The organism is Paenibacillus sp. KS-LC4, from assembly GCF_036894955.1.
In the GTDB taxonomy this organism is placed as follows: Bacteria; Bacillota; Bacilli; order Paenibacillales; family Paenibacillaceae; genus Pristimantibacillus.
Map to the genome: position 1 here is coordinate 371,701 of NZ_CP145905.1, position 20,576 is coordinate 392,276.

Sequence of the window (20,576 nt, forward strand, 5' to 3'; positions counted from 1 at the left end):
CTCTGTCGTAGCGTTAGTTATAAATACCATTACGTATAGCTAATATATGAGCAAGTGTTTTTTACTTCAACTCATACTTCGCAAGGCGCGTACCCATATCCAGATAAAAGGTATCCGTATTTAGGAAGCGAATGTTTCTCTCGGCAAATCGAGCTTGTTCTAGAATTAATGCGTTTTGCGTTTTGAGCGTGCGAGCATCTACTACGTAGAACACTGCTTTTGAAGGTTTTTCGAAATCATACCAGTAGCCTTTGGATTCGACGCCACCGAAGGCAATGCTCTGGCTTCCTAATGGCTGCAAGGTGTATTGGTCAGGCATGTTATCAAAAGTTCTCGTTGCGACAAGCTTATTATTTGTATCGTATACGGTAAGCGTGTTTTTATCCTGAACGAGATAGTGATTCCCTATGGACATAAACAATCTATCTTTGCGATCAGAGTCAGGTGTTGGCATAATACGGCTCCATTTCTTGTTTCCATCAGGTGAATAGCCGTATAAGGTTTCAATTCCGGTCTTTGCATCTAATACCGGAACAAGCAGTGTTCCGCCACTGAGAACATCAAATTCGGCATGTATATAGCTGAAATAATCCTGCGGGTATTTAGCAGTCGTCATTTTTTTGTTAGCGGAAATAGAATAGATATCTAAAATCGTAGCAGCCCCTACATAGTTAACGGAGCCGACATAATTACCTTGGATGTGCCGTATAATGCCATCATACTCTCTATTAAGAAGCTGTTTGCCCTCCGTTGAATAAAGAACTAAATGGCTCTTGTTTTGAATCGTATCAATTATGGCGATACGCCCATCATCAAGCACGTACCAATTAAAGCTAGAAGCAAGGGTTTTTACCCATCGCTGCTTATTGTTAGAATCAAGGGCGACTAGTTTTCTGTAAGTTTTCTTGTCGATCTTCACCTGTTCTACATAGTACAGGTTTCCTTTACGGTCTATATCGAATGCATTGTACGCGTGTGGCGAGTTGCGTGTCCATGTTTGCTTTCCTGTCGTATCGTCAAAAGCCATCATCTTGTAAGTGGATTTTCCTTTTACGCCGGGGTTGTAATATTGAAACATATATCCAGTACGTGAACCGTTATGCTCAGAAACGATAGGGAAATATTTTTTTCCTAGAAAGTAATAATTTTTGTCTAAAACAGTGGTTGATGTGTGATCTGGAAGCGTTATGGTCCATTGTGGCTCTGGAAGCTCTGTGAAGTCAGCGGCAGATGCGTTATGCGAAAAGAAGGTTGTCGCAATGGCCATCAGAGCGAATAATTGAATGCGTAAAGCAAACTTTCTCATTAAAGTAAAATCGCCCTTATAATATGCCCTATAAAAATAGGTATTACGCCAATCTATCATCCCGAACGCCGATTGTCAATTTATGGACGCTAAGGCGATACGGAAGGTTACAGCGTAACTCTTTATAAAAGTTGAGTACATATGAAGAAGCCCTACAGCTACCTTGAGGTTGTAGGGTTTTTCATTTTCAGTAAAAATACTGTAGCACCTAACTTGTATTTATTTTTTCGTGCAAAATGATCTAATATTTAGAAAGCGGTATTAATGCAAGAATTAACCTGAAAATATGAAAATTTCACCACAATTATTAAGGGATATTTTTCTATAAGAAAACCTTTATATATGGTAAAGTGAGTATCAGCTACCATTTCCAAACGTGGGAATAAGCTGCAAATATTAAACCCATCATGTCTTACGAAAACGGAGTGAGAGAGTATGAATTTTAAAAAAATGACTTTGTTGTTCATGGTTTTTATTATGCTTGCCGGGGGGATAGAGGCCTGGACAGGAACGGCGAGTGCCTATGCCTCGTTCGAGTATCGGCAAAACGATTACCTCGTTAATCTTCTGGAAGATGGAGACGGACAAAACCGTGTATTTAAATTCGAGACTCCCAATAAAATTACGGCCAGTAATACCAAGCTGCGTCTGTTTATCAATGCCAGAGAAATTGAAACTGAGGAATATACGGTTGATTATAATAACTATGCGATTACCATTAATAAAGCACCTGATCCGGGAGCGGAGCTTGCAATAAAATACTTAATAATTCCAACCTTTGAATGGGGAGAAGGGATTTCGGGCGGGTCATATATAGGAAATGCTCTTTCCTATGGGGATGGTTCAACAAGGGTTTTTAAACTAACTACAAAATATAATTTAAATTCGAGTAAAAAAGTTGTTCTCGAAATCGACGGATACAAGGTTCCCAACTCGGAGTTCGCTTTTAACCATGAGGATTATACTATTACCATATTAGCAAAACGCCGGGCGCCTAGTGCCGATAATAAAATATACTTTTATTTCCCTGAAACTTCTATTGTGGGTACCCAAACGTCCCCTGGTGCGACAGTAGAGGAGCCAATACCGAGCGGGGCAACAGAGCAGCCGGTTGCTGGAGGGACTACGGTGAGTCCTCCTTCTGGGGAAACAGGAGAGAGTCCTGTCTCAGGTGGTACTGGACCTACAGGTACAGAGGCTGAACCCGAATTTAAGCTGCTTGGAGGCGAAAGCTACCCGGGCTCTATTACGATAAACAAAAATTATACGCTTACAGTTAAAATAACCATTCAGGCTAAACAGCCTGCCTACTCTTCTTATTTAATGGTCAAAAATGCGAGTGGTGAGGTTGTTAAGCGAATCAGTGTGAAAGCAGGCAGTACTAAAACGTATTCACTGAGGAAAATAGGACTGGCCTCAGGCGGATATTATGTTTATTTGAAAACCATTAATCAATCAGGCGGAGTGGCAGCTTCAATCCCTATATTCGTTCCAATTAACAATGAAGCTAAACAGATTAAAGTGTTTATTTCAGGATATATGCAGGCGTATGCCCAAGCTCCGGTAAATTTAAAGGGGAATGTACTCGTTCCATTCCGATCTATTTTTGAATCGCTGGGAGCAAAAGTGGAATGGAATAACGCTACTCAAACGGTTACCGCAACGAAAGACGGAAAGACCATCGTATTAACAATAGGTTCTAAAATCGCCTATGTGAACGGTGTTGCTATTACGCTGAGCGCAGCACCGCAATTAGTCAATGGAATTACAATGGTTCCCGTTCGATTCGTGAGCGAGGCACTTGGCGGATTGGTAGAGTGGAACATTGCAGCTAATTCAGTTGTTGTTTTTCAGAGTGAGCCGATCATCGCTACAACTGTGGAAAGTGAGAAGGAAGCGGAGTCTGAAGCGACTAGTTCATCGCCTATTTTAACCAAAATATCGAAAGGTATTACCGCTCCTACGGATATTGTGTTTGTTTTTGACGTGACGGGCAGTATGGGGGGCGTCATTGATTATATGAAAGAAACGGTAAGGAACTTTGTAGATTCAGTCCCATCCGGCTCCAATTTTGCGATTGTTGCTTATAGGGATATTAATTATGTTGATCAAAACAAAAATCTGGAGTTTTATTCTTTTACCAGCAATAAAAATGCCTTAAAAACTAATTTAGGTCAGCTTAAGGCGGCTGGTGGAGGGGACGAGCCGGAGTCGGGACTTGATGCTATCCATATGGCAGTGAGCAAGTTATCAGGCAGAAAGAATGCCAAAAGAATCATTTTTATAACAGATGCCTCCGTTCATGATAAAAGTGTTACTCCTGCAAAGTCAGGCTTCACGCTTAGTCAGGTAACGGCCGAGCTGAAGGCGAATAAGGTTGCCCTTGATGCAATTGCTCCAAAGAGCGGGCCAGCGTATAAGCAAATTATTCAGCTTGTGAATAGCAATAAAGGCAAGTTGTTCGATATCAATGATGCTAATACTTTGTTGCTGAACAAATAGGTATGATTTCAAATGTTGGCTTGATGATTAATGCCTAGCTGAGGCACCTCTTTACGAGGTTCAATTAAACGGAAAAATGTTATAATAATAATGAATGGAGCTGATGCCGATGCCGATGCCGATGGATTTGCTGGACCCGCGTGTAGATTTTGTATTCAAACGAATATTTGGAAGTGAAAACAATAAAGATGTGTTGTTAGCGTTTTTGAACAGTATTTTTATTGAAGCTGGAGAACCTCCGCTGACTGAGATTATTCTTATGAATCCTTATACGGATAAAGACGATCCACTTGATAAACAGTCCATTTTTGATGTTTATGCCAAGACTGCGGAAGGCAAGCTGATAGATATTGAGATGCAGCTTTTCAATAAGTATGATATAGAGAAACGAACGCTTTTTTACTGGAGCAAACGGTATGCGAGCCAACTTAGTGAGGGTGACAAATATCCGGAGCTTAAGAAATGCGTGACAATCAACATTTTAAACTATTCGTTTTTGAAGAACGATCAATATCATAATGTGTTTCATTTACGTGAAGATAAGACAGGAATACCTTTAATTGATGATATCGAGGTTCATTTCTTGGAGCTGCCTAAGCTGGATGAACGCATCGTTCCATCAGAGGGGGGGTTGATCAACTGGCTGCTGTTTTTAAAAGGGGCTAATACATCACAATGGGAGGTACTGAGAATGAATGAGCCGAGCTTAGAGAAAGCGATGGATACACTGCAATATTTGAGCCAGGATTCGGACGCTAGACGATTGTACGATGCTAGGCAGAAGTATCTGCATGATGAAGCGTCCATGATGGATAGCGCGATGAAAGCGGGAATGAAGGCAGGCATGGAGGAAGGCATGAAGGCAGGCATGGAGGAGGGCATGAAGGCAGGAATAAAGGCAGGCATGGAGGAAGGCGTGAAGACGGGTATAAGAGAAGTGGCGGAGAATATGTTAAGCCTAAATATAGACCTAGCAACGATAGCCAAAGCCACCGGGCTAACGGAGAAGGAAATTGCCGATCTGAAAAAATAAATAAGGACTGTTCTTGAAGGGCATACGCTTGCTTTGAGATTTTTAGTCTAGTTCATCATGAAAAAAGAAGTTCGAGTGCGCATCCTTTTGGGTGCGCACTATTTGTATTTACCCATACATATAACAATAAGAGAAGCTAGAAAAAGCCCTCCCATGAAATTCACTCCGGCACCACAAACCAATGATGACTTCTAATTGACGTATAGTGTCCAGCCTATTAGACTGATGGTGCATAATGAAGATCATATATTTCATAACGAAATTAATAAAACGAATCGTGCTGGCAAGCCTCATTTTACCAAAAGGGGATGAGTTGGAGGTCTTTATAAGGAACAGGGTTTACGTTGATGTGAGGCTGCAAACATGCGGGAGAGGATGAGGGAAGAGATGAAGGTAGGACTTAGCACATATAGTCTTCAGCAAGCTTTGGATAAAAAAGAAATGACCGTGTTGGATGCCATTCGTTTTATCGCGGGGCAAGGCGGGGAGCATGTGGAAATTGTTCCTATTGGCTATAGCCTAATCGACAACCCGATGTTGGTTGATCAAATTGTGCAGACAGCCAAGGAAGTGGGCATCGACATTTCTAATTATGCTATCGGAGCAAATTTTGTTGCAAATGACGGACCCAAAGCGCTGGAGAACGAAATTCAAGCCGTCAAGAAGCATGTCGATGTAGCTAGAGCGCTTGGTGTCACCAACATGCGCCATGACGTCGCTTTCCGCCCCGCGCATGAGGGAACGGTCGCTCAGTTTGAGGCGGATCTGCCGATTTTTACAGAGGCATGTCGTACCATTGCAGATTATGCAGCCGGCTTCGGCATTACAACAAGCGTAGAGAATCATGGGTATTATGTACAATCCAGTGAGCGAATCCAACGATTATTGCATGAAACAGCGCGAGATAACTTCAAAACGACACTGGACATCGGCAATTTCCTCTGTGTAGATGAAGATCCTGTAAGCGCTGTTAAAAATAACATTCCTTATGCCTCGATGGTTCATGCCAAGGATTTTTACCATAGACCCTCCTATCGCAACCCGGGAGCAGGCTGGTTTCAGACGGCGCATGGCAATTATTTGCGGGGGGCCATAGTGGGGCATGGAGACATCGACATGTACGGGGTGTTCCGTGTGCTGAAGCAGTCTGGCTATGACGGTTATATTTCCGTTGAGTTTGAAGGCATGGAGGATTGCAGAATCGCTTCAAAAATCGCAATGGACAACGTACGCCGTTTCTGGCAAGAAGCGTAAGCATCAAGCCCAGCAGCAAATGAACAGGCCGAAAAGCAGATCATGGAGGGAAGCAAAATGTCCAAAATAAAAATCGCCGTCATCGGCGCAGGCTCTATATCTGATTGCCATTTGCAGGCATATGCCAGCAACTCGGAGGTTGAAATCTACGCCATTTGTGACTTGAACGAAGGCCGGGCGCAGGAAATGGCGAAAAAATATAAGGCTTCTAAAGTGTTCAGCTCTTATAAGGAGCTGCTGGCGCTGCCTGAAATTCACTCGGTCAGTATTTGCACGTGGAATAATTCGCATGCCGAAATTAGCATTGCCGCCTTGGATGCTGGCAAAAACGTTCTATGCGAAAAGCCGCTCTGCCAAACTGTCGAGGAAGCGCTCGAAGTGGAGAAGGCAGTGCATCGTAGTGGAAAGCTCCTGCAAGTAGGGTTTGTGCGGCGATATAGCGACAATGCCCAAATTCTGAAAAAATTCATCGAAGAGGGCGAGCTCGGCGAAATCTATTATGCAAAAGCATCCTGTTTAAGACGGCTTGGCAACCCTGGCGGCTGGTTCTCGGATATCGCGCGTTCCGGTGGCGGCCCCGTTATTGATCTGGGTGTGCATATGATTGATATTTGCTGGTATTTGATGGGCAAGCCCAAGGTCAAGTCGGTATCCGCCAACCTTTCCCATCTCTTAGGCAACCGTTCCAACATCCGCCATCTGTCGTTTTATAAAGCCGCCGACTATGATGCGAAGAAGAATACGGTAGAGGATATGGCCAATGCGATGATTCGTTTTGAAAATGGCGCAAGCTTGCTGGTAGACGTCAGCTTCACACTGCATGCCAAGCAGGACGAGATATCCGTCAAGCTTTATGGAGACAAGGGCGGCGCTGAGCTGGAGCCGGAAATTTCAATCATCGGGGAGAAATTGGATACGATCCTGAATATGACGCCGCAGGTCGATTCTAAGTCCTTTGATTTTATGGGCTCGTTTAGCAATGAAATTAACCATTTTATCGACAGCGCTTTGGGGCGCAAGGAGACGCTCAGCCCGGTTGAAGATGGCGTTGAGGTCATGAGGATGCTTTGTGCAATCTACGAGTCGGCTCGTCAAGGACGTGAAATTCAATTTTAGGAGATGACGGTGATAAGCGGGCCTTATGAAACAATAATCTCTCTTTTACTTAAGTTTTTAAACACAGAATAATCCTGATCGGACTTAATAAAATTTAATATTTTATCGGCACATTGTGCTGGACTCAGCTCTTCGGTATTGACTTCAAGATCATATTCATTATAGGAATATACATTGTCGAACTGGGAATGTGCGAGTCCAATCAAGCGATCTCCCCTGCTCTGTTCTCTTCTTGTGAGCTCTTCTTTCGAGCAGCGTACCCCTACAAATAATATAGGATGATCAACAAGTCCATTATAAAAATCATTAAACGACCTGTCATTTTCGATTACGGTGTCTACTATTACATTAAAACCCATTTCTGATAACAATTTAATTGTGGATACGTACACTGAAAATATGGAATGATCAACTATTTGCGAGACGACTTGATGATCAATTTCTCTCGTAGGTTCATCCGGAAATTTATTATTCACAAAATCATTGTAATGACTAAAAAATTCATCAATTGATAGATGGTAAAAAGAAATCGCCTTCTGATTGACCAGCTCAGTCGATATGGAGGTCTTTCCAGCACTTGACGTTCCGTTCAAAAACACAATGAGTCCTCGCTCCACATGAATCACCCTCATCTATATGATTTGCGTTTCATTCAGACAACCTTATTTCATTAAATTATTCAATTCATAAAAATATTCGAGGGACGATTCAACAATCCTGCCTGTTAATTTAGGATAGCTGGGAGATTTTGCTTTTATAGAAGGGTAGCTTGTATAGTAAGAGGGTGGATATAGAGGCTTGAGAGGAACAGGAGGAAATCAATTGAGCATACAGCATATTGGAGTGCCATTAGAGGGCTTTGCAGAATTCAGCCGGACGGTAGCCGCAGAGGGCGCCGTATTATTGAAAAATGAAGGACAGGTGCTTCCGTTTAAGGATGGCGACAACGTTGCTATTTTTGGCAGAACCCAGGTGAACTATTATCGCAGCGGCACTGGCTCGGGCGGCAGCGTTCATGTTGCTTATACAACAAATTTGCTTGACGGGCTTCGCGGGAAAAATAACGTTGCCGTCAATGAAGCGCTGGCCGCTGTTTATGAGAAATGGATTGAGGAAAATCCATTCGATAACGGCGGAGGCGGCTGGGCGGCTGAGCCATGGCACCAGAAGGAAATGCCTTTAGCGGATGAGCTGGTTTCGGAGGCTAGACGGAAGTCGAGCAAGGCTGTTGTGGTCATTGGACGTACAGCGGGCGAAGATCAGGACAATGCCGATGAATCTGGAAGCTATCAATTAACAGTTGAAGAAAAAGCGATGCTGAAGCAGGTGACGGCTTATTTTGAACAAACCGTTGTCGTGCTTAATGTATCAAATATTATAGACATGAGCTGGCTGAACGATGACAGCTACGTGCATCCCATTGCGAGTGTCATCTATTCCTGGCAGGGCGGTATGGAAGGCGGAAATGCAATTGCCGATGTGCTGGCTGGAGACGTAACGCCAAGCGGTAAATTAACGGATACGATCGCTTATTCGATCAACGATTATCCATCGACCCGCAATTATGGCAATGAATTTAAAAACGTGTATGAGGAAGATATTTATGTGGGCTATCGTTATTTTGAGACGTTTTGCCCGGATAAGGTTCAGTTCGAGTTTGGCTATGGCATCTCGTATACGTCGTTCGACCTCCAATCGGAGGATGCAAGGCTGATCACTAATGCAGGAGAGCCATACGTAGAAGTAGATGTCAACGTGACGAATACGGGAGCTGCCTTCGCGGGTAAAGAAGTGGTGCAGGTTTATTATGAAGCGCCGCAAGGCAAGCTGGGTCAACCCGCTAAAGCGCTGGCCGCATTCGGCAAAACAAAATGGCTTCAGCCAGGCGAATCGCAGCGAATTACGGTGAGTTTCCCAGTTTCTGCGATGGCTTCTTATGATGACGCTGGTGTGACGGGTCATGCTTCCGCTTATGTGCTTGAGGCAGGCACTTACCGTATATATGTAGGAACGAGTGTGAAAAAGGTAGCTGAAGTGGCTGTCGAGGGCCAAAATGGCTATGTCGTGGATGCTCTCCAAGTTGTGGAGCAGTTGCAAGAAGCAATGGCTCCAACGGAAAGCTTCACGAGAATGAAGCCGGGTGCTCGGAAAGCAGATGGCTCGTATGAGCTCATCACTGTAGAGGTGCCGCAGCGGAAAGCTTCTATGGCTAAACGGATTGAGAGCAATCTTCCTGCAACACTGGCGCAGACGGGCAATCAGGGATATACGTTAAGGGATGTTTTTGAGGGCAAGATCGGTATGGAAAGCTTCATCGCGCAGCTTAGCGATCAGGATTTAGCGGCAATCGTCAGAGGCGAGGGCATGAGCAGCCCGCTCGTTACATCGGGGACAGCGTCAGCCTTCGGCGGAGTCAGCGACCAGCTGTTCAATTATGGCATCCCCGTTGCTTGTACAGCAGATGGTCCGTCGGGCATTCGGATGGATAGCGGTCAGAAGGCGACTCAGGTCGCCATCGGCACCTTGCTCGCGGCTACGTGGAATACGGAGCTTGTCGAAGAGCTATATGTCATGGAAGGCAAGGAGCTATTAAGAAACAACATTGATACGCTGCTTGGGCCTGGTCTAAATATACGCCGGAGTCCGCTTAATGGACGGAACTTTGAATATTTTTCAGAGGATCCATTCATTTCGGGTGTATTTGCGGCAGCTTGTACGAAAGGGATTATGAAGGGCGGCTCTAACGCCACGCTGAAGCATTTTGCCTGTAACAATCAGGAGAAGCATCGCAGCAAGGTCGATGCGGTTGTCTCTGAACGCGCTTTGCGTGAAATTTATTTGAAAGGCTTTGAAATCGCCGTGAAGCAGGGCGGTGCAAATTCGATTATGACCTCCTACAATCCGATCAACGGACATTGGGCCGCCTCCAATTATGACCTGAATACGACGATTCTTCGCGGCGAATGGGGCTTCACAGGCATTGTGATGACGGACTGGTGGGCGATTATGAACGATGTCGTAGTTGGCGGGCCAGCAGATCGCAAGCTGACGAACTGGATGGTTCGTGCGCAAAACGACTTGTACATGGTGGTGCCGAACTACGGTGCGGAAATCAATGGCTGGGATGACAATACGATTGAATCTCTTGAAAATGGTACGTTGACCCGCGGTGAATTGCAGCGCTCTGCGATGAATATTTGCACGTTTATTATGAACGCGCCTGTATTTTCGAGAAAGCATGAAATCGTAGAGACGGTTGAAGCGTTCAAGGCGAATGCTTCGCTTGGGAAGGGGGCTTCCTCAGAGCAAGTGCAGGTGCTTTCGCAAAATGCACAGGTTAAGCCTGTTGCGGTCGAATCGACCTTTATACGGGTGGATCAAGCTGGGCAATATCGAATTATTGTCAGCCTGATGTCGCCAGAGACGGAATTGGCGCAAAGTGCTTGTAATGTAACGCTGAACGACCAACTGATGACGACCATTCAAACGAATGGAACCGAAGGCAAATGGATCAGACAGAAGCTTGTGAAGGTGGAGCTCGAAGCAGGCTTCTATGAGCTGAAGCTGGAATTTATCAAGCCAGGCTTGCAGCTGGAGTGGATTGAGTTTAAACAGGTGTAGGGTATAGCAGGTTCAGAGGCAGGTACGACAGCAATTATAAATAAATAGCCTAATTCAAAGCCCCGACCAATCCCGGTCGGGGCTTTACAAGGATTTTTACCTATTTTGTCGAATGATAGACGAGATGCTCTAAAGAGCGAATGAAAGGTAGGTTCCGTCGTGGATACGAGATTGTGGATGTCAGTATTACTATGCTTAGCGACGGCGCTGATGCTGTTTGTGTTGGTACTGTCCTATCGGAAACGCCATTTGCAGGTGGCGAGAACGATGGTTTACATGATGGCAGCGGCGTCCTGCTATGCGCTTGGCTATGCATTTGAAATATTGAGTGTTACCTTGGATGGCGTAAAGCTGTCGCTTCAGTTCGAATATTTAGGCATCCCCTTCGTCTCCGCCTTCTGGCTGCTTATGGTGATTCAGTTTACCGGGCTTGCAGCCCCTCACCGAAAGTGGCTTGCGCTGCTGTTATTTCTCATTCCTTCGGTCACATTTCTTCTGCATCTTACTAATGAATGGCATCATCTTGTATACGATGCCTATTTTCCGAACCCTAAAGATACCGTTCCGTTGTACAATACTATAAAAGGCCCTTGGTATTCGGTGCATGGCGTTTATAATTATACGATTTTGCTGCTGGGCATTTTGCTGTTTATTCCGATGTATATACGAGCGTTGCCCATTGTGCGGAAGCAGATTGTTCTCTTAATTCTCGGAGCGGCTGCACCGATGCTATTTAATATTGGCTATATGTTTAATGCGATTATTGACTTTACACCGCTTGGATTCGCTGTATCTGGTGTCGTGTATGCTTGGGGCATTTTTAGGTTTGGCTTGCTCCGATTAACGCCGCTTGCTTATGCTAAAATGTTTGATACCGTTCGTGACGGTGTGGTGCTGCTGGATTATGACAATCAAATTGTAAACCATAATCTTGCAGCCGAAGAAGTGTTTCCCGAGCTTATGCAAACGAAGAGCCTCCCTGCCATCGGCATGGACATACTATCGACTAGCCCCGAATTGCTACAGCGGATATCCGCAGCGGATTTCCAGGATGCACGTTTTTCATTCCAGCGGTTGCTAGGTGTCCGGCAAATGTATTACATTTGCAGCTTAACGTATATTTACGACACGGGGACGACACCGATTGGTAAAATGCTGATGTTCAGCGATATTACGGAGCTAAAGGAGAATGAGGAGCGACTTCGTGAAAAATCTCGGCAGTTGTCCCAACTGAACGCCTTTAAGGATAAGCTGTTCACCGTTATGGCTCACGATATTCGCGATCCCATTGCCCTTCTCGTCAGCTTAACCGAGCTGCTGGGCGAGGAGCCGGCAGAAACTGAGATTGCCGGCGCCGAGGTATTTCAAGAGATCAGGCGGCAGGTACGCGGTACCTACCATCTCGTCGATAATTTGCTGGACTGGTATCGCAGTCAAAATGGCAAGGTTGCGTTTCGGCCGCAGGACTGGAATCTGCAGCAGGTTGTGCGCCAAGCTTTATCACTGGCAGGGGCTCGGGCGGCGATGAAGAACATTCAAATCTCCGAGCTTATCGGCGAGAGGCTGACGGTGAATGCCGATAAAGAAATGCTGGACTTGATTTTTCGAAATTTGCTGTCCAACGCGATTAAATATACGGATATGAATGGGGAAATTGAGATCAGCGCTTCTATTGAGCGAAATGAGGTAACGGTATCCATTAGCGACAACGGGAGCGGGATTGATGAGGAGACGGCGCGACTGCTGCGTCATGATGAGCTCTTTTTCAAGGAGCCTGGCTTGGCAAGTGGGAGGGACGGAAGCGAAATGAGGTTTGGCCTCGTATTGACCCGGGAATTTCTCCGCATGCATGGCGGCAGTCTCCGATTTGAGAGCTCTAAGGGGCAAGGAACGACATTCCGATTTACATTGCCAGGGGCCGTCAGCAGCAGGACTGAAAGTGACAGTGAGGAAACGGTGGTGAAAGCTTATGAAGGTCATCTTAATTGATGACGAACCCGTCATGCATTTAATTATGCGTAAAATGCTGGAGAAATACACGGAACTGCAAATCGTTGGGGCATTCGTGAACACGCATGCGGCGGGCGATTTTCTCGCTGTAAATACCGATGTCGAGCTGGCGTTTGTAGACATCTCCATGCCGGGCGACAGCGGGCTTGCGTTTGCTTCCAAGCTGGATGGGGAAGGCTGCAAAACACAAATTGTGTTCGTTACCTCGCATAAAGATTATGCCGTGGATGCTTTTGAGCTTTCGGTGCTCGATTATTTGGTAAAGCCCGTAACGCAGGAGCGGCTGGAGCGGACGATTCATCGTGCACTGGAGGGCAGGAAAAGGATAGGTGATTCCCCGACCCCGACGGGCAGCGCTCTCGTTCAAAACCCTAATCGGGTCAGAATCACAGCATTAGGCGACTTTTCGGTGCAAAATGAACGGGGACGCGTGAAATGGATTTCCAGCAAATGCGCCGAGCTGTTTGCCTACCTGCTGCTGAACCGTGGCCGCAGAATTTCGCGTGCCAGGCTCGTTGCAGATATTTTCGCCGGCATGACGAGTTTGAATGCAGAAAAGTATTTGAATACGACGGTCTATCAGCTTCGCAAGTCATTAGAGCCGTTAGCGCTTCGGGATGCTATTCGCTCGGAAAATGACGGCTACGCGCTGGAGCTAGCCGATGCGATAATTGATTTTGAGGAATTTGAGCGTCAAACAAGCAACTGTAAAAGGGTTGATGCCGTTAATATGGAGGACGCTCTGAACGCGGAAAGGCTCTACACGGGGGATTTGTTCGGCAGCAAAGCTTACGTCTGGGCTATACACGAGACGGATCGGCTGGCGGAAATATACACCTCGTTCGTCAAAAATGTAGTGGAGGCGCTCTTCGTGCTCTCCAATACGGCAGCAGCGTCGAAGCTGCTGCTGAAGCTATATGCACAAAATCCCCTTGATGAGTCCGTTCTGAGCCTGCTGCTCCGCAAGCATGCGCAGGACGGAAACAAGAAGGGACTTACGGCTCAATACACCGACTATGTGAGACTGATCAAAAAAGAGCTCGGCATTCGTCCATCCAAAGAACTGCTCCTCCTATACGATTCTCTTGTCGGTGCATTATCTGATCGCTAAATAATGTAAATGATGCTCGTAACCTACGCGGAGCTACGCATACCTGCACTGACCTTAAGCTGATTTAAGCTTTAACGGTTTCCGGTCGTGTATACATATTCAGCTCCTGCAGCTGAATCAGCACCTTGCCATAACGCCCGCTCTGATGAATAATCACTTTGCCATCCGGATAAGTGCGGTGTACATATTCCGTAACGATTTGGCGGGCAGACACATCAGGAGTTAAGTTATGGGTTTTCAGCGCTTGCATGACCTCCTCTATTGCTTCTTCGTAAGTGGACTCGGTCGATTTGGTTTCTTTCGTAATAATGGATTGGAAGGAATAACCCTTCAAATAGAGCAGGTGGGTCAAGTAGGCCGTATCTGAGCTTTCCGGATGAACCTCCTTGCCTGTCAGCAAAGGAAGGACAGCTTGCAGCAGACTATGCTCTCTAGGCCCTGCGCCTACACTAATGTAGCAATACTTGCGAGCCGTGCTGAGTACCCGCTCTACGCTTGCCCAATCGACAATGACCGGACACATGGACACAAATACGAAATCAAAGGCGTTGCTCCAGCCTCTTGCCGCAAGATCCAGCTCCTCAAACACATCATGCACGAGTTCGATCTGTCCTTGATCAAACCTTGCTGTATTCTCTACGAACAGCTCGCTTAGCGGAACGTTAGGCTCTACAGCCGTCACCCGCGCCCCCCTGTCGGCAAAAGGAACCGTGAAGCCGCCCGAGGCAGCGCCAATATCGAGTACAGACAGCCCTTGGAAGTCGACGCCCTGCCCTTCTATCCAGCGAATAATGCGCTCGCTGCGGTGTCTTCCCCCTTCACTGAATACCTCTGCATTAAAGGCTTTTGCTTTATGGTCAAAGGACGTGCGGCCAATGCCGGCCTTCTTCATTTTATTGCCCGTCGCATTCGGGTCCTCCGTCCAGGCTTTCTCCCATATAGCTGCATTAAACAAATCGCTTTTCATATCCCTTCATTCCTCTCCTGATTATATTATGATCTTCATATTGCAGACTTTAAAGACTCTGTATATCTACAATAACCTTTAATGCAGTGAAAAGCAACTGCTCATTATTGCTCGGTACGAAACGTGCTGCGTCGTCGGAGGACGGCGGCAGCCGTATCACCGTGGGTTCAAGCACCGCGCCGTGTCCCAAGACAAGCCCGAAAATAAAATGGAACCGGACAAATAACGTGGAAGTAATTAGAGTATAAATAGAATCTAAAGAGATATTAGCAACATTTAGGAGCTTGTTCGGTTATTCTCTGTTAAAATTAAATATACAGGCAAATGATGCTGTTGCTTTTACAAATAGAAACAAGTTACCGCATTCGTGGAGGAATTATTTATGGGGAATAATTCGAAATGGTTGAAGCTGCTCGGACTCATAGGCGGCGTTGTCGCTCTAAATATTGTTATTTTGTCACCGGGACTCGTCGGGGTAGTCATAGGGGGTGAAAGTGTTCTTGCAACCGCATCAGGCGTAACCTTATTGGTCAGCAGCTTTCTGACTCTGACCTATGGAAGCTATATGCTGCTGCTTAGGCCCGCCTCTGTGCCGCAGATCGGTTCGATTGCCACACGCGAGGATTTTATGGCGGCGCTTTCCTATTACAAAAACGTTAAAGTACTGCATAAGGATATCGCACTGTCCCTCGACCAATTGGAGCGAATAGCGAAGAAGAGAGCGATCTTATCCGATATTCTCGGCCAAAGATTTGAGCAGACGGAAATCAGCTACAAGAAATTCGACTCCGTCATCGCTGAGGTCGAGAAGCTTTTTTACTTGAATATTAAAGCCATGCTGAATAAGCTCGGCGTGTTTGATGCCAATGAGTTTGCCTCCTTGGAACGGCAGCGGAGCGCGAGGATATTCTCGAATAAGCTGATGCAGGAAAAAATAGAGCTTTACCAGCAATATCTGGACTACGTGTCCGGTTATCTGGGAGCGAATGAAGAGATTTTGCTGAAGCTGGATCGTTTAGCACTCGAAATTTCACTGCTAGGGAGTGCGGATTACAAGGCGGTCGAGGAAATGCCCTGCATGAAGGAGCTGGATGTATTAATTAAGCAAACCAAATTATATCAACAATAAGAAGGTGAAGCATATGGCGAATAAAGGAAAAGCTTTTGTAGTCTTGGCACTTATTGCGTTTGTCGTTTTTGCTCTCGTTTATTTTGGGATTAACTTGACCTCGAACATAGGCAAGACGGATACGCAGATTTCATCGGAGGATGCGGGCAAGCAGCTGAATAAGCTTTATCAAGGCATTTCAGTTACGACAGCGGAGCCGATTAAAGGACAAATCGATCTTGATCCTGCCGATGTCGGGGACTCCTTGCCGGATATTTCAAAGTTTCCCGTATCGGTGACAAACACCACAGACCAATTTGTCGAGATTTTTTCCTCGACCGAGAAGTCGGGTACGGATATGGATGGCTGGCTGAACGAGGTGGCCACCGCCTTTAATCAAGCGAAGATTAAAGTGAACGGGAAGACGGTCTCGGTCAAAATCCGTAATATTGCCTCAGGCACCGCAACCGATTATATACGTTCAGGCAAATATGTGCCCGACGCCTTCACCCCGTCCAATGAGCTATGGGGTGAAATGGTAGCGGCGAGCGGCGTTCCAACGAAGCTCGTGTCTAAACGGCTTGTAGGCAATGTAGCTGGCGTTGTGTCTACTCAAGCAAAATACGATGAGCTGATTGCCGAATATGGCGCGCTCAATGTGAAGACGCTCACCGATGCGATTGCAAGCAATCAGGTGGCCATGGGCTATACCGACCCTTTCGCCAGCTCAACGGGCCTCAATTTTCTGGTGACGGCCCTTGCAACCTTTGACAGCCAGAATCTGCTGGGAGAGAAGGCGGTGCAGGGCTTTGAGAAGTTTCAGGCCAATGTGCCATTCCTTGCTTCTACTACGCTGCAAATGCGTGAGGCCGCCAAGACGGGGATGCTCGATGCCTTTGTACTGGAGTATCAAACCTATGTAAACGCGGCGGATTTCCAGAGCGGCTACGTGTTTACGCCGTTTGGCGTGAGGCATGACAGCCCGCTCTATGCGCTAGGCAAGCTGCCCCAGAATAAGCAGGATATTATCAAGAAATTTGCTGATTTTGTCGCACAGGAAAAATACCAGAAGAGCGCTGAGGAAAAGGGCTTTAATGGACTGAACGACTACAGATCCGAGATGGAAGCCGTGAAAGGCAAGACGCTGGCAGCGGCGCAGAAGCTTTGGAAGGAGAAGAAGGATGGCAGCAAGCCGATTGCCGCTGTTTTTGTAGCCGATATTTCGGGCAGCATGGGCGGGGAGCCGCTTAATCGCTTGAAGGAATCGCTGCTCAAGGGGCAGAAGTTTTTGGGCAGGAGCAACAGCATCGGATTCGTATCGTACTCCAGCGACGTTGCGATCAACTTGCCAATTGGGAAATATGACACTAACCAGCAATCCATGTTTGTAGGTGCGATCAACAGCTTGCAGGCGAGCGGAGGAACGGCCACCTTTGATGGCATTGTAGTCGCTCTAAAAATGCTGCAGGATGAGCTCGCCGTCAATCCGGATGTGAAGCCGATCATTTTTGTGCTAAGCGATGGGGAGACGAATGAAGGGCATTCGCTCAAGGATATTAAAGGGCTCATAGAAACGTACAAGGTTCCGATTTATACGATTGGCTACAATGCGAATATTAAGGCGCTGCAAAGCATTTCAAGCATTAATGAGGCGGCAAGCATCAACGCCGATACCGACGATGTCGTCTATAAAATTGGTAACCTGCTAAACGTTCAAATGTAAGTTTATATGGCGGATATAGGTTGAAGAGGAGGGGTTGCAATGTCATTTACGATGGAAGTAGTCAGTGAGGAGAAGCTGAAATCGGTCATTGAGGAGCAGGTGAAGCCTGAGCCTGAGGAGGTCGCCCAACTGCGGGAGCTGGCGACGAGCAATGTATCGTCGATTTTGGAGCTGGATTTGGATTCGCTGGAAAAGCGGAAAGCGATTTTGCAATCTATTGACCAGTTTGGCATTCAGTCGATGAGATCATCCTCGGAGAAAAATGCGCTGTTGCAGGTGGCGGTCGGCAATTTGTCTCAAACGGGCGACGAGGGCGGCCAAGTGGCGAAAGATTTGACGGAGCTGCACATCCAGCTCAAGGATTTGGACCCGAGCGTCGTCGATTTTGCCAAAAGCGGCGTGCTGGGTATGTTTTTTAATCCGTTACGTCGTTATTTTGCCAAATACCAGAAGGCGGATACGGTCATTTCGGGCATTATTTTATCGCTGGACAAAGGCAGTACGATACTTAAAAATGACAACACCACGCTGGAACTGGAACAGCATGCGCTTCGCGAGCTAACGAAAAAGCTGCAAAAGGAAATTCAACTCGGCATGCTGATGGATGAGGGCATAGAAACGCAGATTGCAGCCGCCAAGGCACGTCAGGAGTCGGAGGATAAAATCCGCTTCATAACGGAGGAGGTGCTGTTCCCGCTCCGCCAGCGCGTCATGGATTTGCAGCAAATGCTCGTCGTGAACCAGCAGGGCATTATGGCGATTGAGGTTGTGATACGCAACAACAAGGAGCTGATCCGCGGGGTAGACAGAGCGAGGAACATCACCGTGTCGGCGCTGAAAATCTCCGTCACTGTAGCAAGCGCGCTCTACAATCAACGAATCGTCCTGCAAAAAATCGAGCTGCTGAATCAGACGACCGACAGCCTGATCAGCGGCACCTCCAAAATGCTGAAAAACCAAGGAGCAGCGATTCAAAAGCAGTCGATGGAAGCGAATATCTCCGTTGATACGCTCAAGACGGCCTTCGCCGATGTGCTTTCGGCAATGGATTCCATCAGCACCTACAAGCAGGAGGCGCTGCCTAAAATGCGCCAAACGATTCAGCAGTTCAGAGAGCTGGCGGATACCGGCGAGGTGCAAATTCAGCGGCTGGAGAAGGGGCAGAAGCTGGGGCTATAGAAATGAATAAAGAGCAGGGGCGGCGGCTAGAAATCGGGATGCGCTCCTGTTCTTTTTTGTCGTTTGGGAGACGCTTCACAGCATGGACACATCTTGAGATTTTTTATAGAATGAAGCAGCCGCTATTATACTGCCAGTATTCCATGCAGAACACTAAGCTAATTCGCTGGCAATTTTGACCGAAGGTTTATTGGTTTACAATGAAGTTCAAAATGATCACAATAGGCGTCTATGTCATGCTTATTGATTGGCTGTCCCTGCATTTTTCGTTTCTGGATACGTTATTTATGACTTATGGGGTAATCAGTAGGGGATCATGCTTGAAGCATAAGCCAATAACAAGGATTCAATGGGAGGGTTGGATCAGTCGGAATTGCCGTGGTATTGTATCCCACAACAGGGCTTAAAGGATCATCTGTTGCCGAGGCCCATCCCGTTGTAAAGGAACTCAAGGCAAACTGATTGTCCGAACTATAAATATTCGTTGTACCAATGTAACTGGAATCAATACCAATGAACCCTTTTCCGGCAGTGTTTTGAAGTATATTTCCGTAAGCCGCAATAAATTTAAAGATGTTCAAGTCTGCGTTAAACAGCAGGACAGGCACATTTCCTTCTTTAGATGTGGTGTTTTTAATAAAATACAATCCAAAATCCGTTCCCACAAATTCTTCCATTACTAGTAAATGCCTGAGCGTAGCAGGTGAGGCAGGGTCCTGAGTATTATTGCTTACTACCAAATCCCCCCGGAGAGTTCCAGAGCTAGCCGTAATATTGGTGATGATAATAAATCTGCAATTCGTATTGGTTGCAGCAGATACAAAAGTATTGCCGTCAATAAAGCTTTGGCCAGAGGTAGAGGAAATATTGATATAGAAATATCCGTTCGGATTCGAAGCAAGAGGAGCGTAGGTAAAGCTGCAATTCGTTATTTGAAATTCCTTTGCTATAACGGCAATACCCAATTCGCATACGGATATTTCGCATTGGTCGACATATAAACCCGTAGCCGATAAATTTTTAAATGAAATAACGGTTTCCACGCTTAAAACCATAGGGAAGTTCTGTATAATGGACATTTTTTGGAAAACAACATTGGGCACAGTGACATAAAATATATTGACTACCGTATTCGTAGTCGTAATCACGGTCGTAAGTCCCATTCCTTGTCCCTCGATGGTCACAGGCGTGGTAACATTAATCGTGGCTGTAATGATAAAGGTCTCCGCATCCAGCAGTAGTCTGTCGCCTGGGTTAGCCGCGGCTAAAGCGGCATCGATTGTAGTATACGTTCTTGTCGAACCCACATTAAGCGTGTTGCCTGTTGCCTGAGGAACCGTTCTGGGTATGGGAGGAACTGGTTTAGCGAGCTTGTAAAAGGTATTCCCCGTGGAGAGATCAATATAAATATCGCCCAAATTTCCAATCGCGCATGCAGGATCACCTGTTCCTGTTAAAACCGGTGTTCCGGGAGGTCCCATTGGTCCAGGCGGACCAGTCACCCCCGTTGGTCCTGTAGGGCCGGTAAGTCCTGTTGGTCCAGTCGGTCCAGTCGGTCCAGTCAGTCCGGTAAGTCCGGTCGGACCAGGTGGTCCGATTATGAAATTGTTACCCTCCAAATTGTTCACCTTCCTCTGAAATATTAC

The 20,576-nt window shown here is 46.4% G+C and carries 14 protein-coding genes; 10 read left to right on the plus strand and 4 right to left on the minus strand.

What is annotated here, in order from left to right:
* Positions 1-61 precede the first annotated feature (61 nt).
* Positions 62-1,306, minus strand: coding sequence for a hypothetical protein (locus V5J77_RS01690; RefSeq protein WP_338554059.1), 1,245 nt, complete (start codon positions 1,304-1,306; stop codon positions 62-64).
* Between the two features lie 435 nt (positions 1,307-1,741).
* Between V5J77_RS01690 and V5J77_RS01695 the strand changes: the two genes are divergently transcribed.
* From V5J77_RS01695 to V5J77_RS01710, 4 genes are all read left to right on the plus strand, one after another.
* On the plus strand, positions 1,742-3,808 hold the full coding sequence (locus tag V5J77_RS01695) for a stalk domain-containing protein (RefSeq protein ID WP_338554060.1): 2,067 nt from the start codon (positions 1,742-1,744) through the stop codon (positions 3,806-3,808).
* Positions 3,809-3,911: 103 nt separating this feature from the next.
* Positions 3,912-4,841, plus strand: a complete 930-nt coding sequence (locus tag V5J77_RS01700) for an Rpn family recombination-promoting nuclease/putative transposase (protein WP_338554061.1) — start codon at positions 3,912-3,914, stop codon at positions 4,839-4,841.
* Between the two features lie 387 nt (positions 4,842-5,228).
* Positions 5,229-6,095 (plus strand): sugar phosphate isomerase/epimerase, encoded by an 867-nt coding sequence (locus V5J77_RS01705; protein WP_338554062.1) that lies wholly within the window; start codon positions 5,229-5,231, stop codon positions 6,093-6,095.
* Positions 6,096-6,152: 57 nt separating this feature from the next.
* Positions 6,153-7,211, plus strand: coding sequence for a Gfo/Idh/MocA family oxidoreductase (locus V5J77_RS01710; RefSeq protein ID WP_338554063.1), 1,059 nt, complete (start codon positions 6,153-6,155; stop codon positions 7,209-7,211).
* Positions 7,212-7,234: 23 nt separating this feature from the next.
* On the opposite strand, the gene V5J77_RS01715 is transcribed toward V5J77_RS01710, so the two are convergent.
* Positions 7,235-7,828, minus strand: coding sequence for an AAA family ATPase (locus tag V5J77_RS01715; RefSeq protein WP_338554064.1), 594 nt, complete (start codon positions 7,826-7,828; stop codon positions 7,235-7,237).
* A 205-nt stretch (positions 7,829-8,033) separates the two neighbouring features.
* Here V5J77_RS01715 and V5J77_RS01720 point away from each other — a divergent pair, with 205 nt between their 5' ends.
* The 3 genes from V5J77_RS01720 (at position 8,034) to V5J77_RS01730 (ending at position 13,953) form a co-directional block, all read left to right on the plus strand.
* A complete protein-coding gene (locus V5J77_RS01720) occupies positions 8,034-10,832 on the plus strand; it encodes a glycoside hydrolase family 3 C-terminal domain-containing protein (protein WP_338554065.1) in 2,799 nt (932 codons plus the stop codon).
* 159 nt (positions 10,833-10,991) lie between these two features.
* Positions 10,992-12,821, plus strand: a complete 1,830-nt coding sequence (locus tag V5J77_RS01725; RefSeq protein ID WP_338554066.1) for a histidine kinase N-terminal 7TM domain-containing protein — start codon at positions 10,992-10,994, stop codon at positions 12,819-12,821.
* Positions 12,802-13,953 (plus strand): response regulator, encoded by a 1,152-nt coding sequence (locus tag V5J77_RS01730; protein WP_338554067.1) that lies wholly within the window; start codon positions 12,802-12,804, stop codon positions 13,951-13,953. Before V5J77_RS01725 ends, V5J77_RS01730 begins: the two co-directional genes overlap by 20 nt.
* Positions 13,954-14,017: 64 nt before the next feature.
* Here V5J77_RS01730 and V5J77_RS01735 read toward each other — a convergent pair whose 3' ends face one another.
* Positions 14,018-14,920 (minus strand): class I SAM-dependent methyltransferase, encoded by a 903-nt coding sequence (locus tag V5J77_RS01735; protein WP_338554068.1) that lies wholly within the window; start codon positions 14,918-14,920, stop codon positions 14,018-14,020.
* A gap of 382 nt (positions 14,921-15,302) precedes the next feature.
* On the opposite strand from V5J77_RS01735, the gene V5J77_RS01740 reads away from it, so the two are divergent.
* The 3 genes from V5J77_RS01740 to V5J77_RS01750 are packed head-to-tail and all read left to right on the plus strand — an operon-like array spanning position 15,303 to position 18,930.
* On the plus strand, positions 15,303-16,049 hold the full coding sequence (locus V5J77_RS01740; protein WP_338554069.1) for a hypothetical protein: 747 nt from the start codon (positions 15,303-15,305) through the stop codon (positions 16,047-16,049).
* A gap of 13 nt (positions 16,050-16,062) precedes the next feature.
* Entirely contained in the window at positions 16,063-17,751 is a 1,689-nt protein-coding gene (locus V5J77_RS01745) for a VWA domain-containing protein (RefSeq protein WP_338554070.1), read from the plus strand.
* Positions 17,752-17,790: 39 nt separating this feature from the next.
* Complete coding sequence (locus V5J77_RS01750; RefSeq protein WP_338554071.1) at positions 17,791-18,930, plus strand: toxic anion resistance protein; 1,140 nt, start codon at positions 17,791-17,793, stop codon at positions 18,928-18,930.
* A gap of 314 nt (positions 18,931-19,244) precedes the next feature.
* On the opposite strand, the gene V5J77_RS01755 is transcribed toward V5J77_RS01750, so the two are convergent.
* On the minus strand, positions 19,245-20,549 hold the full coding sequence (locus V5J77_RS01755) for a hypothetical protein (RefSeq protein ID WP_338554072.1): 1,305 nt from the start codon (positions 20,547-20,549) through the stop codon (positions 19,245-19,247).
* Positions 20,550-20,576: the final 27 nt, after the last annotated feature.

Bases quoted from the DNA above. Each gene is read 5' to 3' on its own strand.
- V5J77_RS01740 (WP_338554069.1), top strand. From the start codon at position 15,303: ATGGGGAATAATTCGAAATGGTTGAAGCTGCTCGGACTCATAGGCGGC.
- V5J77_RS01705 (WP_338554062.1), top strand. From the start codon at position 5,229: ATGAAGGTAGGACTTAGCACATATAGTCTTCAGCAAGCTTTGGATAAA.
- V5J77_RS01735 (WP_338554068.1), bottom strand. From the start codon at position 14,920: ATGAAAAGCGATTTGTTTAATGCAGCTATATGGGAGAAAGCCTGGACG.
- V5J77_RS01730 (WP_338554067.1), top strand. From the start codon at position 12,802: ATGAAGGTCATCTTAATTGATGACGAACCCGTCATGCATTTAATTATG.
- V5J77_RS01750 (WP_338554071.1), top strand. From the start codon at position 17,791: ATGTCATTTACGATGGAAGTAGTCAGTGAGGAGAAGCTGAAATCGGTC.
- V5J77_RS01695 (WP_338554060.1), top strand. From the start codon at position 1,742: ATGAATTTTAAAAAAATGACTTTGTTGTTCATGGTTTTTATTATGCTT.
- V5J77_RS01745 (WP_338554070.1), top strand. From the start codon at position 16,063: ATGGCGAATAAAGGAAAAGCTTTTGTAGTCTTGGCACTTATTGCGTTT.
- V5J77_RS01710 (WP_338554063.1), top strand. From the start codon at position 6,153: ATGTCCAAAATAAAAATCGCCGTCATCGGCGCAGGCTCTATATCTGAT.
- V5J77_RS01700 (WP_338554061.1), top strand. From the start codon at position 3,912: ATGCCGATGCCGATGCCGATGGATTTGCTGGACCCGCGTGTAGATTTT.
- V5J77_RS01690 (WP_338554059.1), bottom strand. From the start codon at position 1,306: ATGAGAAAGTTTGCTTTACGCATTCAATTATTCGCTCTGATGGCCATT.